Origin of the sequence: Sinosporangium album, assembly GCF_900100605.1 — a bacterium.
GTDB lineage: Bacteria > Actinomycetota > Actinomycetes > Streptosporangiales > Streptosporangiaceae > Sinosporangium > Sinosporangium album.
The window spans coordinates 110,463-126,636 of record NZ_FNCN01000004.1 but is presented as its reverse complement, the minus strand read 5'-3'; the positions used below and the strand labels follow the sequence as shown (position 1 = coordinate 126,636).

11 protein-coding genes are annotated in these 16,174 nt (G+C 70.7%); 3 read left to right on the top strand and 8 right to left on the bottom strand.

Annotated features, from left to right (window positions below; all coding sequences use genetic code 11):
- Positions 1-58 precede the first annotated feature (58 nt).
- The gene (locus tag BLQ73_RS05510) at positions 59-856 is read right to left on the bottom strand and encodes an ABC transporter ATP-binding protein (protein WP_093168915.1); all 798 of its coding nucleotides are present in this window, start codon (positions 854-856) and stop codon (positions 59-61) included.
- 249 nt (positions 857-1,105) lie between these two features.
- Here BLQ73_RS05510 and BLQ73_RS05505 point away from each other — a divergent pair, with 249 nt between their 5' ends.
- Complete coding sequence (locus BLQ73_RS05505; protein WP_338056596.1) at positions 1,106-1,657, top strand: hypothetical protein; 552 nt, start codon at positions 1,106-1,108, stop codon at positions 1,655-1,657.
- A 24-nt stretch (positions 1,658-1,681) separates the two neighbouring features.
- Here BLQ73_RS05505 and BLQ73_RS05500 read toward each other — a convergent pair whose 3' ends face one another.
- The 4 genes from BLQ73_RS05500 to BLQ73_RS05485 form a co-directional block, all read right to left on the bottom strand.
- A complete protein-coding gene (locus BLQ73_RS05500) occupies positions 1,682-5,527 on the bottom strand; it encodes a serine/threonine-protein kinase (protein ID WP_176955287.1) in 3,846 nt (1,281 codons plus the stop codon).
- A gap of 86 nt (positions 5,528-5,613) precedes the next feature.
- Positions 5,614-5,850: a WD40 repeat domain-containing protein gene (locus tag BLQ73_RS05495; protein WP_093168909.1), complete on the bottom strand. Its 237-nt coding sequence runs from the start codon at positions 5,848-5,850 to the stop codon at positions 5,614-5,616.
- Positions 5,825-6,493 carry a response regulator gene (locus BLQ73_RS05490; protein WP_093168907.1) on the bottom strand — a complete coding sequence of 223 codons (669 nt, stop codon included), beginning with the start codon at positions 6,491-6,493 and terminating at the stop codon, positions 5,825-5,827. The genes BLQ73_RS05495 and BLQ73_RS05490 overlap by 26 nt, the downstream gene beginning before the upstream one ends.
- Positions 6,490-7,650, bottom strand: coding sequence for a GAF domain-containing sensor histidine kinase (locus BLQ73_RS05485; protein ID WP_245690815.1), 1,161 nt, complete (start codon positions 7,648-7,650; stop codon positions 6,490-6,492). Before BLQ73_RS05485 ends, BLQ73_RS05490 begins: the two co-directional genes overlap by 4 nt.
- Before the next feature lie 261 nt (positions 7,651-7,911).
- On the opposite strand from BLQ73_RS05485, the gene BLQ73_RS05480 reads away from it, so the two are divergent.
- Both BLQ73_RS05480 and serB read left to right on the top strand, forming a co-directional pair.
- Positions 7,912-8,472 carry a DUF11 domain-containing protein gene (locus BLQ73_RS05480; RefSeq protein ID WP_093168905.1) on the top strand — a complete coding sequence of 187 codons (561 nt, stop codon included), beginning with the start codon at positions 7,912-7,914 and terminating at the stop codon, positions 8,470-8,472.
- 619 nt (positions 8,473-9,091) lie between these two features.
- On the top strand, positions 9,092-10,312 hold the full coding sequence (gene serB, locus BLQ73_RS05470; protein ID WP_093168901.1) for a phosphoserine phosphatase SerB: 1,221 nt from the start codon (positions 9,092-9,094) through the stop codon (positions 10,310-10,312).
- A 13-nt stretch (positions 10,313-10,325) separates the two neighbouring features.
- On the opposite strand, the gene BLQ73_RS05465 is transcribed toward serB, so the two are convergent.
- From BLQ73_RS05465 to BLQ73_RS05455, 3 genes are all read right to left on the bottom strand, one after another.
- Positions 10,326-12,488 carry an FUSC family protein gene (locus tag BLQ73_RS05465; RefSeq protein ID WP_093168899.1) on the bottom strand — a complete coding sequence of 721 codons (2,163 nt, stop codon included), beginning with the start codon at positions 12,486-12,488 and terminating at the stop codon, positions 10,326-10,328.
- A gap of 68 nt (positions 12,489-12,556) precedes the next feature.
- Positions 12,557-13,039 carry a SixA phosphatase family protein gene (locus tag BLQ73_RS05460; protein WP_093168897.1) on the bottom strand — a complete coding sequence of 161 codons (483 nt, stop codon included), beginning with the start codon at positions 13,037-13,039 and terminating at the stop codon, positions 12,557-12,559.
- Between the two features lie 281 nt (positions 13,040-13,320).
- Complete coding sequence (locus BLQ73_RS05455) at positions 13,321-15,654, bottom strand: sodium-translocating pyrophosphatase (RefSeq protein ID WP_093168895.1); 2,334 nt, start codon at positions 15,652-15,654, stop codon at positions 13,321-13,323.
- Positions 15,655-16,174 lie beyond the last annotated feature (520 nt).

The window sequence follows — 16,174 nt, the reverse complement described above, 5'->3', positions numbered from 1 at the left end:
GGCCCTCGCCCCCTCGATCTCGGCTAACGCCCGATCGTAGGGCGACAGCCGTACAAGATCAGTACTGGGGGTGGGGGCGAGCGTACCAGCGGCCGTCGGGGCCGTGGTCGAGCCCGAGCGGGATGCCGAAGGTGTGGGCCAGGTTGTCGGCGGTCATCACGTGCCGGAGCGGCCCCTGGGCGACGACAGAGCCGTGGCGCAGCAGCATGCCGTGGGTGAAGCCCATCGGCACCTCCTCGACGTGGTGCGTGACCATGACCATCGTGGGCGACCTCGGGTCGAGGGCCAGCGCCGACAGGCGCCTGACGAGGTCTTCCCGGCCGCTGAGGTCGAGCCCGGCGGCGGGCTCGTCCAGCAGCAGCAGCTCGGGGTCGGGCATCAGCGCCCGCGCGATCTGCACGCGCTTGCGCTCGCCCTCCGACAGCGTGCCGAATTGGCGGCGGATGAGGTGCGCGCAGCCCATCTGGTCGATCAGCTCGACCGCCCTGGTCACGTCGTGGGAGTCGTATTCCTCCGTCCAACGGCCGAAGATCGCGTAGGAGGCCGTCAGGACCACGTCGATGACCTTCTCCTCCGGCGGCACCCGGTCGGCCAGCACCGCGCTGGCGAGCCCGATGCGCGGACGCAGGTCGAAGACGTCGGTCTGCCCCATCCGCTCGCCGAGGACCTCCACAACGCCCTCGCTGGGGAACAGCAGCGTCGCCGCGAGTTGGAGCAGGGTGGTCTTGCCGGCGCCGTTGGGGCCGATCACCACCCATCTCTCGTCCTCGCGGACGGTCCAGTCGATGCCACGCAAGAGAACCGCACCGCCTTTGCGCAGTGCGACGTCCTGCAGCCGAAGCACCTGACCGCCCATCCCCGAACCTCCTCGCGTGGTCATGCTCGCAGTCCCACATGCAAACCGTATTGCAGGGTCAACGTTTATCGTGGACTGGTGCACCCTGAATCACCTATCTCGGCCGGATTGGTCTGCTGGGGCAACTCCTGGCTGACCGGGCACGTGGGTCTAGACGAAGCCGTTGACCAGGTCGAACGGCTCGGGGGACCCTGCGTCGTGAGAGATGTCCCGCTTCGGGGGTTTCTTGCGGATTTGCGGATCGAGGGGATGAACGCTCTGCGCCTGGCGCTGCCCGCCCCCGGCGACCCGCTCGGCCTCACAGGCCCACCCGCCTTCAACACGTCGGCGCTCGACGCCGGCCAAGCGGTGATCGCTGTGCTCCCCGGCCGCGCCGTCGGCCTGGTACCGGCCCCAGACCTCCGGGGTTCATCGTATTCAGGCACCCAGTGGGCCGTCGTGGAGGCCAGCCCCCAAGCGCCCGACATCCCGTCCATCGCCGAAGCCGAGCAGGCCCTGTCGGCCGCCATGCGCACCGCCACCGACGTGCTCACCGCCGTGGACGGCCCCAGGCCCGCGCCGCCGACCGACATGCTCGCCCGCGCCGAGGAGGCCCTCGCGCCCGGCTACCCGCCCCGGGCGCACCGCGTCGCCGTACTCGCCGCCAGGCTCACCGTCATGCTGGGCCTGGCGGGAGAACGCGGGCTCACCTCCGGGCAGATCGCCGGAGGCACCGGAGCGCTGCGCGAACTCGACCGCGCGGTGCGGCGGGCCCGCGTGGCGGCCCACCACGCCATCTTCGAACCCAGCACGCACCGCTGAGGCACACGCGCTCCAGGACACGCGCTACGGGATGGGACCGAAACGCCAGAACCTCAGCTGCGAGTCGGTGCCCGCAGAGAGCACCGAGAGCCTGCCCTGGTCGTCCATGATCGGGACCACTGACGTGATCCCCCCTCGGTGAGCCTTCTCGATCTTGCCGCGCAGCTTGCCGGTCGCCAGGTCCCACACCCGGACGACACCGTCGGCGCTGCCCGCCACCAGCGTCGCCCTGCGGTTCACCGTGACCGTCGCCAGCGCGTGAACCGAGCCCTTCGGACCGCGGAGAGGCTTGCGCAGGCTCTTGCGTGTCGCGGCGTCCCACACCCGGATGCCGTGCTCGGCACCCGCCGAGACGACGACCGGCCGCTTGCCGAGCCGGGTGAGGACCAGCGACTCCACCGCGCGGGTGTGCTGCTTGAACGACTTGCCGACACGCTTGCCCTTGACCGGATCCCACACGCGCACGGTCTCGTCTTTGCCGCCCGAGACCAGCACCGCGCGGCCCTTCACCGTGCCCGAGTCGAGCCACGTCACCGCGCCCTTGTGCCCGCGCAGCGGCTTACCCACGGCCTTGCCGGTCCGCAGGTCGTTCAGCCGCACCACACCGCCGCGTACGGCCGAGGCGACGACCACGCGCCCCTTCCGCTTGACCGTCGTGACCGCCGTCACGGCCCCCTTGCCCTTGGTCGGCTTGAACGAGTCCAGGGCCTTGCCGTCCGACATCCGCCACACGCGCACGGTGCCGTCCTTGCCCGCGCTCACCACGACCGGCGTACGGCCGCGCTTCGCCGTCACAACAGCCTCGACAGGGCCCCGGTGGCGCTTACGCGACGACCACACGGTCTTGCCCGTCGCGACGTCCCACTGCTTGATGACGCCGTTCGGCCCGCCGGACACCACGCGTTCCCGCTTCCCGGTCACGTACGGCACCGCCACGCGGACGCCCGCCTTCGACGTCAGGCGGTAGCCGTACCCGAGCCATGCCGTACCCGAGGGGGCGGGGGCGCTATTGAACCCGGGCGAGGGTGCGCCGGGCGCGGGGGCCGCCAGTGCGGTCGGCACGGGAGTGGAGACAGAGGTCGGCGCAGAGGTCGGCGCAGAGGCCGACATGGGGGTGGACGCCGGCGGCATCGACGCGGCGAGCGGGACGGGCACGTTGGCCGTGGCCCCCGGCGCCGTCGGCCCCGGCGTGGCGGCCGTGGGCCCGGAGCCGGCGACCATGCCCGGTGCGGCGTTCAGCACGACGGTGGGGGCGGCGGTCGGCACGCCGCCGGCGGAGGGGCCGCCCGACGGGAGCCCGACCGCGCCGACCGGCGTGGTGGAAGGCGACACCGCCCGCGAGGGCAGCGCCGCCGGAGGCGGCGAGGCCACGGCTCGCGTCGCGGCGGGGTCGTCCAGGCTGAGCCACGCCGGTACGGCGAGCGCCACCGCCGCGACCGCGACCCCCGCCGCGACCCGCCGCGGCCACCTGCGGCCCCTGGGCTTCATACGCGCGGCCGGGGTCACCGGGGTGGGGGCGCCGATGCCGTCACCGATACGGTCATCGTCGTCGAAGAATGGCAAGGCCGAGGCGCTCTTCTCCGCCGCCCGGCCCCCCTTCGCCACGTCGCCCCCAGGAGAGACGCCGGTCACCGAACCCGTCGCCGCCGAACGGCCCGAACCGCCCTTGGCGGAACCCCCCGCGTTCGAAGCATCGGTCTTTCGGCCGTCGCCCGCCATGGCGTCCGAGCCCGACCCGCCGGTCACCGAGCCGCCCGCGGCGGAGGCACCGGTCACCGAGGTGCCCGAACCACCGAGCCCCGAACCCGACCGACCCGAACCTGACCGGCCCGCACCTGACCGGCCCGAATCCGACCCGGCCGCCGAACCGCCGGTCACCGAGCCGCTGCTCGCGGAACCGCTGCTCGCCGAACCGCCCGACCCGGAGCCGATCCCTGAACCGCCGACCTTCGCACCGCCGACCTTCGCACCGCCGACCGCACCAGCCGCGGCCGAACTCCCTGTGGCGGAGGCACCGGCGGAGGCACCCGTCCACGAGCTACCCGAAGCCGAACCCCCGAGCCCCGAGCCCGACCGGCCCAAACTTGACCCGTCAACGGCCGAACCCCCGGTCTCCCAGTCGTCGCCCGCCGCGGTGTCCGAGCCCGACCCGCCGGTCGCCGAGCCGCCCGTGGCGGAGGCACCGGTCACCGAGGTGCCCGAACCCGACCGCCCCGAACCCGCCCCGGCCGCCGAACCGCCGGTCGCCGAACCGCCGGATCCCGAGCCGGTCGCCGAAACGCCGGATCCCGAGCCACCCGACGCCGAGCCACCCGAACGCCCCAGGCTCGACCCGGCACCGCTCACGCCGACAGCCGAACCGTCCGCCTCCGAGCCGCCGAGCCCCGAACCGGTCGCCGAAGTGCCCGAGGCCGATCCGCCGAGGCCTGAACCGGTGCTCAAAGCGCCGGACGCCGCAGCGTCGGTTTCCAAGCCGCCCAAGCCCGAATCGCCGGCCGCGCCCCCCGCGCCGACCGGGCCCCCCGCGGCGCCGGCGTCTGGACGGCCTGCGGCCGACGCCCCCGTGACCGAGCTCTTCGCCTTCGAGGCCCCGGCCGTACGGCCGGCGGTGCCGCCCTTCGCGGAGCCGCCGGTGGGGGCGTCGACACGTGTCGCGGGCTCGGCCTTGTCCGCGGAACCGGCGTCTTTCGACGAAGTGCCACCGGCAGCGGTGACCTTGCCCGAGGATGCCGCTCCCGCGCCCCTGGCGGCCTTGGTCTTCTTAGCCGATTTGCCCCGCTTGCTGTCTGCGGTGTCCTTGGATGACGTGGTGCCTGCCGCGGCTTTCGCCCTGCCTGAAGGCTGAGCCCCGGCGGCCTGGGCGCCCGTGGCGAGCCCGGCCGCAGGGGGCACAGCAGAAGCCACGGCATCCGCTGTGCTCGGAACGTCCGGGGCGCTTTCCGCGGCGCGGGCCGTGCTCTTGGCCTTGGCCGTACCCCTGGCGCGCGCCGGGGCCTTGGGGCGGCTCCTCGTGGCCGTCGGGGCACCCGCTGCGGGAGCGTCGGACCGTGCCATTCCGGTCTCCGGCTCCGCGGACGGGGCGGGGGCCTTGCCGACTCCTTCAAGAACGGAGAGGACCGCTGCCATGGTGGGGCGGTTCCCAGGGGACTTGTCAAAGCATTGCGCGATGATCGAGGGCAGTCCCCTCGGGAGGTCGGGCTCCGAGATCGCGATGCGATCCATGATCTCTTCTATCGGCCCGTCGCCAAAGGGGTGCCGACCGGTGGCGGAGAAGACCATCATCCCGGCCCAGGCGAACACATCCGCCGCGGGGCCGGGCTCCTCACCGGCGACCTGCTCGGGCGACATGTACTGCGGTGTGCCGACAACCGCGCTGAATACGGTCTCAGCCGATTCCAGCGCCTCGGCCAGCCCCACGCCGATCACGCGGGGCTCGTCATCCGACAGCAGCACCTCCCCCGGGCCGAAGGCTTGATGGGCCTTCCCCTCGGCGTGAAGGGCCGCGAGGGCGCGGGCGGTGCCGGCGGCGAGACGGCGCCGCGCGGGGCCCGCCACGGGCCCGGCAAGCGTAGAGCCGGCGGCGAATTCAGTGACGAGGTAGGGCAGGCCATCCTCGACCCCTACATCGATCAGGTTGGCAACGTTGGGGTAGGAGACCTTACATAACGGGGCCATCACCGCGAGGAACCTGTCACGGCCCTCATCCGTGAGCCGGAACCTCGCGTGGAGCAGCTTGACCGCCACCTTGGCACCGCCCGGCGCCTGGGCGGTGAACACCGTGCCCTGACGGCCGGAGCCAAGGCGTCCGGTAACGCGGTAGCCCCCGAGTACGTCGGGGTCACCCGTCCGGGGGGATCGAACGGGCGGCATGGGCGCCTCCTCGGCACAGACCATGAGAAAGTTGAGCTAGAAGTGGGACCACACAATACGCCGCAACACAGGCTTGTGCCGCAGCCTCAGGATGTCGGAGACCCCGCCTTAAGGTTCCAAAGTTTGATCTTTTTCTCCTTACCTGCAGAGATCACCACGGTCTTTCTTTCCAGGACGACCACGGCGACCGAGTAGACGCCACCCTTGCGCGCCTTCTTCGCCATGCCGATCTGCTTGCGCTTGAGCGGGTCCCACACGCGCAGAGTGCCGTCGCCGTCCCCTGCGGGCGGGGAGCCGTCAGCCCAGGCCGTGCCGTACGGCATAGAGCGCGGCCTGGGTGCGGTCATGCACGCCGAGCTTCATCAGCACGTTGGACACATGCGTCTTGACCGTCTTCTCGGCGACGCTCAGCTCGCGGGCGATCTCACGGTTGGAGCACCCCCGCGCGATCAGCCCGAGCACCTCCCGCTCGCGGTCGGTGAGCGGGGTCAGCGGCCACTCGTGGCGCCCGCCGACCGCGCCGGGCCCGCCCGCGGGCGGCGGCGTGCCAGTCAGCACGGCCTCGACCGCCTGCGGCGCGAGTAGCACCTGACCGCCGTGGACGGCGCGGATCGCCTGGACGAGAGCCTGAGGCTCGACATCCTTGTAGAGGAAGCCGGCGGCGCCGGCGCGCATCGCGGGAGCCACGTCGCCCGAGTCGCTCATGGAGGTCAGCACCAGCACGCGTGTGCCCGAACCACCACCCGGGGCCTGCCCGTTGAGCGCGTTGAGCGCGCCGAGCCCGTCGAGCACGGGCATCTTGAGGTCGAGGAGCAGCACGTCGGGTCCGAGGCTCTCGGTCAGCGCGACGGCCTCGGCCCCGTCGGCGGCCTCACCGACGATCTCGATGTCCTCCTGGAGCCCGAGGAACGTGCGCAGCCCCTGCCGGACGACCGGATGGTCGTCGGCGACCAGCACCCGGATCAACGGAACTCGACCTCCATGCGCACCGACGTGCCCTTCCCCCGCTCGGACTCGACCCGCACCCGGCCGCCCACCGCGGCCGCCCGGTCAGACATCGACGCCAGCCCGAGCCCGCAGCTCGCCGCAGCCTCGAGGTCGAATCCCCTGCCGTCATCGCGGACCCGAAGCGTGAGCCTGCCGCCCTCACTCACGAGGCCCACCTCGACGGTGGTGGCGTCGGAGTGCCGCAGCGCGTTGTGCAGCGCCTCCTGAGCCACGCGGAGCACGGCCATCTCCACCTCGGGCTCGACCGCGCCGATCGGCCCGGAGTCGAAGACCACGCACGCCGGGTGCAGGACGTCGAGCAGGTTGACGTGTTTACGTAACGTCTCGACGAGCCCGTGCCGAGCGAGCTCGGCCGGACGCAACTCCACGATCACGGTGCGCAGCTCGGTGAGCGCCTCGCCCGCGAGGCGCTGCACCCGGTCGAGCTCGACGGCCGCGCGCTCGGGGTCGACGCGGAGCAGCTCGCCCGCGGACTGGGCGGTCAGGCGCAGCGAGAACAGCTTCTGGGTCACGGCGTCATGCAGCTCGCGCGCCATGCGCTTGCGCTCCTCGACGAGGGTCAGCTCCCGGGAGCGCTCGTAGAGGCGCGCGTTGGTGAGCGCGATGGCCGCGTGCGCGGCGAACAGCGTCAACAGTTTCTCGTCGGCCTCGGTGAACCCGCCCTTGTCCCGCTTGTCGGCCAGGAAGACGATGCCGAGCACTTGGTCGCCGTCGCGGATCGGGACACCGAGGAAGTCTTTGAGCACAGGATGGGCTGGAGGCCAGCCGTCGAACCTCGCGTCCTCCTCGATGTCGGGCAGCCGGATCGCCGTTCCCTCGCGCAGCATCGCGCCCAGCATGCCGTGCTGCCTCGGCAGCGGGCCGATCGCCTGCCACTGGCGCTCGCTGATGCCCTCGGCCACGAACTCGGCGAAGGAGCCGTCGTCGTCGGGCACGCCCAGCGCGCCGTAACGGGCGTTGAGCAGCCGACGCGCCGAGCGCACGATGACCTGGAGCACCTCGCGCACCGATAGATGGCGCGTGACGGCGAGCACGGCGGCGCTGACGGCGTGCAGCGCCGCGTCGGTGTCACCGACGCCGGCACGGCCGTCCGTGCTGTCCCCCTGCGCAGTCACCCCCACACCATAGACGCCGCCTCCGACGAGATCCGCTCTCGGCCGCCCGCCTGGGAGACGGTGGAACGCCGGTACGCACGGCTGGAGCGCGACGCGCGCCGCCGACATGCTTTTGAGCCTGCCGGTGACCATATGTGACAAGTCATATGAGATGTGGTGTATAGCAATTCGTTTTACTAGTCATCCTAGATCGTGGTAGAACATGCAAACTTTACGGGAGCACCGCAGCGTTCCCGTTCCCCGCTTTCTGGAGCAAACCCCATGCCTTCCCCCCTGAAGAAAATCGCGTCGCTCGTGCTCGCGGCCCCCCTGGCCGGCGCCATGGCCCTCACGGCGGCCCCGGCCTCGGCGACGGTCACCGCGCCCGCCGCCGCGGCCACGAAGGCGACCGAGCCGTACTCCACCTTCGCCGTCTCGGTCAAGGCGCCCAAGAAGGTCCGCGCCGGCAGCAAAATCACCTATCGCATCACGGCGGTCAACCGCGGCCCGCACACGGCGGACAACTATTACGTCGGCGGCCTTCTGCCCAAGGGCATCGGCAGCACGGTCCGGTGGGACGGCCCCGAGGACACCGAGTGCGAGTTCGAGGACAACGCCTTCTTCTGCACCTCGCCGTACTACGCCGAGGTCGGCGACAAGGAATGGCTCGACATCGAGGTGCGCCTGAAGAAGACGACCCGCGGCTACGCGCGGGCCCAGCTCGGAGTGGTCGCCTACGACTTCCCGACCGGCTCCGAGACCCTCAGCAAGGAGGAGCTCGACGCGGCCGGCATCAAGTCGTGGTTCTTCAGCAAGAAGGTGAAGACCGCGATCACCCGCTGACGCATGTACGGCGAACGCCCGGCCACCACGCGATGGCCGGGCGTTCGGCACGTTCAGAGAGCCGTTTCCGGCACCGCCTTCTGAAAGCGTTTCGCGAAAGCGGCTTTCGGCAAGCGGATTTCAGACAGGAGTTCGGAGGGGGGACTTGATAAATGTCTCAGATGTCGTCCCAGCGGAACGGTTTCACGGCCACGAGTCCCATGACCGCGGCGAAACCGAGGAGCACCCCGGCCTCAAGCAGGACAGCCGAGGCCCCTGACCGCGGACCATCACGTCCAGCATTCCTTCGTTCAAATAGCGCAGCGGCATGACCGTGGAAATCCCCTGAACCCATAGGTCGGCAAGGGAAAGGGCACCGCTTTCGATGCTGATGTGGGTGACGGTGTCGAGTCCGCGCACGAGGCTCGCGGGGCTGCCGAGTTCCTAAATCCCCACGGTTTTCCCACATCAGGGCACATCTCCCGCATTGCCGTACGGCACCGCCCCGCCGCCCCCAACGTGATTTTCACCACCACACCCGCCGCGATCTCCTGTCCGACCAGGGCCGCAGCCCGGAAACTTGTCCGAATCGCGAACCTCCTATGCCGCCTGCCCGAGGCGCCCACTAGCCTGGGATTCTGTGGACCAGCGCACGCTCCTCATCACCCTGACCGGCCCCGACCGGCCGGGTGTGACCTCCCGCCTCTTCTCGGTCCTGGCGGAGTTCCCCGTCAGCGTCGCCGACGTCGAACAAGTCGTCATCCGAGGCCGCCTCACACTCGGTGTGCTCGTCGCCTACGCGGGCGGCGCCCCGACCGGCACGGGCAGCACCCTCGGCGCGCTCTGGAGCGCGATCGATCGCGTCGCCGAAGACCTCGGCATGGAGGTCGAGCTCTCCACCGGCTCCCAGGCCAAGGAGAAGCGGCGACGCGGACGCCTGCACATCGCCGTGCTCGGCGCGCCCCTCACCCCGGCAGCCATGGCCGGCATCACCGGGCGCATCGCCGCCGCAGGCGCCAACATCGACCGCATCGAACGGCTCGCCCACTACCCCGTCACGTCCATCGAGCTCGCCGTCTCCGGGGCCAACCCCGACGCCCTGCGCGCCGAGCTCGCCATCGAGGCCGCCGCTCAGCAGGTCGACGTCGCCGTACAGCGCTCCGGGCTGTCCCGCCGGGCCAAGCGGCTCGTCGTCATGGACGTGGACTCGACCCTCATCCAGGGTGAGGTCATCGAACTGCTCGCGGCGCACGCCGGATGCCTCGACGAGGTCGAGAAGGTGACGAGCGCCGCCATGCGCGGCGAACTGGACTTCGCGCAGTCGCTCCGGGAGCGCGTGTCCCTCCTCGCCGGGCTCCCCGAGGAGATCTTCGAACGGGTCAAGAGCGAAGTCGTCCTCACCCCCGGAGCCCGCACCCTGGTGCGCACCCTCAAGCGCCTCGACTACAAGTTCGCGATCGTCAGCGGCGGATTCACCCAGATCACCGACTCCCTCGTCACAGACCTCGGCATCGACTACTCCGCGGCCAACACCCTGGAAGTCTCGAAGGGCAAGCTCACCGGCCGTGTCGTCGGCGAGATCGTCGACCGCCCCGGCAAGGCCCGCGCCCTGACCCGCTTCGCCGAACAGGCGGGCATCCCCATCAGCCAGACCGTCGCGATCGGCGACGGGGCCAACGATCTGGATATGATCGCGGCGGCCGGTCTCGGCATCGCCTTCAACGCCAAACCCGTGGTGCGGCAGGCCGCCGACACCGCCGTCAACGTCCCCTACCTCGACTCGATCCTCTACCTCCTCGGCATCTCACGCGACGAGGTCGAGGCCGCCGACGCCGAAGACGGCGTCACCGACGCCCGCTGAGGCGCCCGCCGCCTCAGCTCACCGAGCCCCCGGCCGCCCCTCCGACGCGGCCGGGCCTTCTCCGGCCCCGCCCGGCCGGCACCCCCCTCTCGACCGCGGCCGACAGTTTGACCGCGTCGACCGCGAGGGTGCGCAGCGCCGGGTGGGCGGCGGCGATGAAGAGAAACTCCCGCCGCACCGGCGTCATCTGCTCGGCCCGCCCCGACTCCACCTCGCCGCGCCGCAGCCTCGCCAGCGCGCCGACCCGGCTCGCCACTTCCTCCAGCGCCTCGTCCAGGTCGTCGGCCGCCGCCGGCCGCTCCCCCGTCCGTACGGCGTGAGCCAGCCCGAACAGCCGGTCCGCCACCGCGTCCAACAGGCCGGACGCCCGCGCCGACCCCGCCTCGTTGACCCGGTGCACGGCCGCCACCGTGAGCGTGTCGTCCCTGACCCGCCCGGCATAGGTGAGGGCCGACCTGAGGGCTTCCGGCGGCTGCCCGCCGGGCTCCTTGGCGAGCCGGTCAAGGGATTCGCCGACCTTGTCGGCCGCTCGTCCCGCCACGTCCACCAGGTCGTCGAAGCCGTCGAGGCGCTGTCCCGCGAGCGCCCGCGCGAGCGCCGCGTGGGCGTCGAGCATGTCGGCCACCCTGAGCGGCAGCCGTACCCTCTCGCCTCGGGGCCAGAGAAGCCGTGCTCCGAGCAGCGCGAGCACACCTCCGGCCATGGTCAGGATCACCCGGATCTCGGCCGCCTCCCACCCGAGCGGCACCGCGTAGTTCGACAGGAGCATGACGAGCGGCGTGCTGAAGATCGACCAGTATCCGTAGCTCACGCCGCGCAGCGCGAACCCGATCGAGGCGGAGACGAACACGATCAGCGCGAGGGTGTAGGAGCCGGGGGCCAGCACGAGGACGACCGCGGCGGCGGCCGAACCAAGGGTCGTGCCCGCGATGCGGAGGGTCACCCGGTCGACGGTGTCCCCGTAGGTGGGCCGCAGGCTGACCAGGACGGTAATGACGAACCACTTGCCGAGGTGGCTGTGGATGGGGATGGTGAGCGCCATGGCAAGGGCCGTGATCGCCCCGAGCCGGACGGGATGGGCCCCGAGTCCCTGCTCCCACCGCGGCCACGCGGGAAGCGAGAACCTCGGCAGGCGCGGGGCCGGTCTCGCGCTCTCCAGTGACAGCGCCGACGCCGCACGCACGGCCACCGTGAGGCGTTCCACGGATCGCCGCACCTGCCCGAGGATCGCCGACGCCGACAGCCTCTCCTCGCCGGCGAGGGCCTGCTCACGCACCGACTCCACATGCTCGGCGAACCCCGCCGCGGCGGCCATCGCCTCGGCGGCGCACTCGGAGCCGCCCCCGAGCGGCGTCGCCCGAAGCGCCCGGGCCTGCGCCGACAGGGCCCGGTCCAGTTCCTCGGGCCATGCCGTACTCCTGACCGCCTCCCCTGCCGCCTGCCGCAGGCTCCGCAGCGCGACCGTCTCGTCGAAGACACGGACCAGGGCCTCAAGCACCAGGCCCGGCGCACGGTCGACCGCCGCGACGGGATAGCCGTAGTAGGCGTACGCCGTACGGGCGTCGTCGAGCGCTACCGACGCCGCGCGCCGCAGCGGCTCCCAGCGCGCGTCGGGCAGCGGGGTGCCCGTGCCTCCCTCGACGAGGTCCGCGAGCGTCTCGAAGGCCGTGGCGAACGCCTCGCGGAGCGGCCGCATCCGGCGCATGGGCCACGGTGCGAGCACCGCGGCCGACAGCACGAGCCCGCCGAGCGCCGTCAGCGGCAGCAGCATCGCGGCGCCGGGGCTCGTGCCCCCGAAATACGCGATCACCATGCCGAGCACCGGAGGCAGCCCGACCCAGGTCGACCGCGCGCTGAGCGCGGCCAACGCGCCGATCACCGCGACCGCGACCCACGGCACCGGACGCATCAGCGCCCCGATGCCCACGCCTGCCGTGACGAACGCCGTCATGGCCAGCAATCGGCGTGATCGCGCGCCGTACGGTATGCCCGAGGCGTCGCCGAACGCCACGAGGTAGGCGCCGAGCGCTACGCTCGCACCCTCATGAGGCGCGTTGAGCATCGCCCCGATCAGGAGCGGCACGCCGATCGCCAGTCCGCAGACCAGCCCATAGGTCCACGGGGGCCGTGAAGGAAGCGCATAGCCGGCTCGAAGCGCATCCACGATCTTGCGCATCGAACCCCCCAAGCCCTGACGTATGCCGTGGTCGAGTGTTTGCGGGGGGCTTGGTCAGCGTGAGTGGTTCAGTCCCTCGGACCCCACCGTGCCACCTCACGGCCGTCGCCCGGCCCGATGTGCGCCCACGCCACATCGGTCTCCAGAACGGCGAACGAACCGGGCTTGAACGCCTGGTCGTCCTCCACACCGGTCAGGCCCATCACGAGCTCGTGCACGCCCGGGTTATGCCCGATCAGCACCAGCGTGCCCACCTCGGGGTCGGTGCGCCGGAGCAGATCGACAAGATCATCGGGATAGGCGTTGTAGATGTCCCGCTCGAAGTCCACCCGCGCCTCCGGCGAAAGTACGGCGAGAGCGTGCTCAGCCGTCTGCCTGGTCCGCGTCGACGGGGAGCACACCACCAGGTCGGGCGCCACGCCGCGAACCTTGAGCGCCTGGCCGGCACGCTCCGCGTCACGCACGCCCCGAGGCGTCAACGGGCGGTCCACATCCGGCAGCCCCGGCACCGTGGCCGCTTTGGCATGCCGCAACACGACCAATATGGCCATGCCGTCACGCTCCTCTCGACGCCCACACGGCGAGCGCCACCAGGGCTCCAAGGATCACCAACATCGCCAGCAGGATGAGCCCCAGCGTCTTCCCGCCCGAGGGTCGCTCCGGCTCGGTCACTGCGCGCCTCCTGTGCTGTGCCGTACCACTCGGCCAGTCTCCCACCAGGGGTGGCCGCCCCGGAAACGAGCCGTGGCATGCGCGCGTGGCCTGCGGCGGTCATCCCGCCGCAGGCCACGCGTGCCAAGACCTCACTTTCGAGACGTCGCTTCCGAGAAGGTCAGCCGCCTACCGGCTCGCGTGTGCGCTCCTGCCGGCTGTTCCCCGCAGGGGCCACGTTGGCCGACTGGCGCTTGGAGAAGACGATCGCGCCGACGACGATGCCGACGGCGACCACGGTGATGCCGATCCGCAGCGCCACGTTGTCGGCATTCGCCACGACCGCCGGGGCGATGAGCAGCGCCACGAGGTTCATGACCTTGATCAACGGGTTGATGGCCGGGCCCGCGGTGTCCTTGAACGGGTCGCCCACCGTGTCACCGATGATCGTGGCCGAATGCGCCTCCGACCCCTTGCCGCCATGGTGGCCGTCCTCGACGAGCTTCTTGGCGTTGTCCCAGGCGCCGCCCGAGTTGGCCAGGAAGACCGCCATGAGGGTGCCCGTCGCGATCGCGCCCGCCAGATAGGCCCCGAGCGGCGCGTATCCGAGGGCGAACCCCACCGCGATGGGTGTCAGCACCGCGAGAAGCCCCGGAGTGGCCAACTCCCGCAGCGAGTCACGGGTGCAGATGTCCACCACCCTGCCGTATTCCGGCTGCTCCGTGCCGTCCATGATCCCGGGCTTGCGGCGGAACTGGTCACGCACCTCCAGCACCACACGCCCCGCGGCCCGGCCCACCGCCATGATCGCCAGACCCGAGAACAGGAACACGACCGCCGCGCCCACGACCAGGCCGACCAGGGTGTTCGGCGAATCCACACTCAGGCTGAACGTGCTGAACGATCCCAGCGCCTCCCTCACCGATTCACTGGCTCTGCCCAGCTCGGTCTCCACCGCCGTACGGAACGACCCGAACAGCGCGGTCGCCGCCAGCACGGCCGTCGCGATCGCGATGCCCTTCGTGATGGCCTTGGTGGTGTTGCCCACCGCGTCGAGGTTGGTCAGGACACGCGCCCCCTCCCCCTCGACGTCACCCGACATCTCCGCGATGCCCTGGGCGTTGTCCGACACCGGACCGAACGTGTCCATGGACACGATCACGCCGACCGTCGTGAGCAGCCCCGTGCCGGCCAGCGCGACGGCGAACAGCGCCACCGTCACATTGCCGAACCCGAGCAGGAACGCGCCGTAGACCGCACCGCCGATGAGCAGCGCCGAATAGACCGCCGACTCCAGGCCGACGCTGATGCCCGACAGGATCACCGTCGCCGGCCCTGTCAGCGAGCTCTCGCCGATCTCCCTCACCGGACGCCGATGGGTCTCGGTGAAGTATCCGGTGAGGATCTGGATCGCGCTCGCCAGCACCAGGCCGATGAGCACGGCCCCGATCGCGATGAGCCTGGGGTCGGAGTCCAGCGCCGCGATCGCCGGACTCACATCGGTCAGCTCGGCGAAGCTCCCCGGAAGGTAGAGGTAGGCCGCCACCGCCACCAGCACGGCGGAAATGGCCGCGGAGATAAAGAATCCCCTGTTGATCGCGGTCATTCCTGAACGGTCGCCCGAACGCGGCGACGTCGTGAAAATGCCGATGATCGCGGTGATCACACCGACCATCGGCACGATCAGCGGAAAGACCAGACCTTCCGTGCCGAACGCGATCTTGCCCAGGATCAGGCTGGCCACCAGCATGACCGCGTACGACTCGAACAGGTCCGCCGCCATACCCGCGCAGTCGCCGACGTTGTCTCCCACGTTGTCGGCGATGGTGGCGGCATTGCGCGGATCGTCCTCGGGGATGCCCTTCTCCACCTTGCCGACCAGGTCGGCGCCCACGTCGGCGGCCTTGGTGAAGATGCCTCCGCCGACACGCATGAACATCGCCAGCAGCGCCGCGCCGAAGCCGAATCCCTCCAGTACCGCGGGCGCGTCGCCCTTGTAGATCAACACCACGACCGCGGCGCCCAGCAGGCCCAGCCCGACCGTGAACATGCCCGCCACACCACCGGTGCGGAAGGCGATCCGCATCGCCGCCTTCTCCCCCGACTGCCGGGCGGCGGCGGCGACACGAACATTTCCTCTGACGGCCAGCCACATCCCCATGAAGCCGGTCAGCGCCGAGAACAACGCTCCGACCACGAAGAACAGCGAACGGCCGATCGCGACACCGGTCGTGTCGGCCGGCAGCAAGAGAAGCAAAAACGGAATCAGTACGACGAACAGCACGAGCGTGCGGAACTGCCGGGTAAGATAAGCCGCAGCACCTTCTTGAACTGCTTTGGCTATGTTTTGCATGCGCTCGGTGCCCTGGCCGGCAGCGAGCACCTCACGCACCAGGCCGCCGGCAACGGCTAGGGCGAGCAGAGCCACTGCGGCAACCACCACGACAATCGTCAGGTGGCCACCGCTCAGGGTTACCGCTGTCGGATCCGCAGCGGAGAGATAAGGCCCAGACATACTTCTCCTCGGCAAGACGGATTGGCGTCCTGCCCGGACGGCGCGGCGGAGCTTTCTCGTGAGACTGGATCGGGCGGCGCACATCCGGGTGTTTGGCTGTGCCGCTTCCAGTTGCGTCCGCCTGCGTGGTGACGATCGACCAGACCCTCGACGCACTGCGGGACACACGCCCCACAGGGCCTTCGCGGGCCTGCTTCGCCGCTCCGCGGGACAAACCTTGGCCGGTGCCGGGGAGTCTACGCAGCGTCGCGGCGGATATGAAGCCTCTGAACTTGCTGAATTGGCCCTACATCGAGCAACTGCCGAGAATTGACCTGGCTATTGCCCCTCCGTGGCATCCACAGGGAAAACGGCAACCCCATTGTCACCACTATTCGGTTGCACTCTTATCTACATTCCACCTGGCCCATAACCCATCTCATATTCCCCCAGATCCCACCACAACCACCCATCCCACCCCCACGTACGGCGCCGGCCCCGCACCTGGCCGGCCACCCCGCTCGGGAATCGATCAGCACCA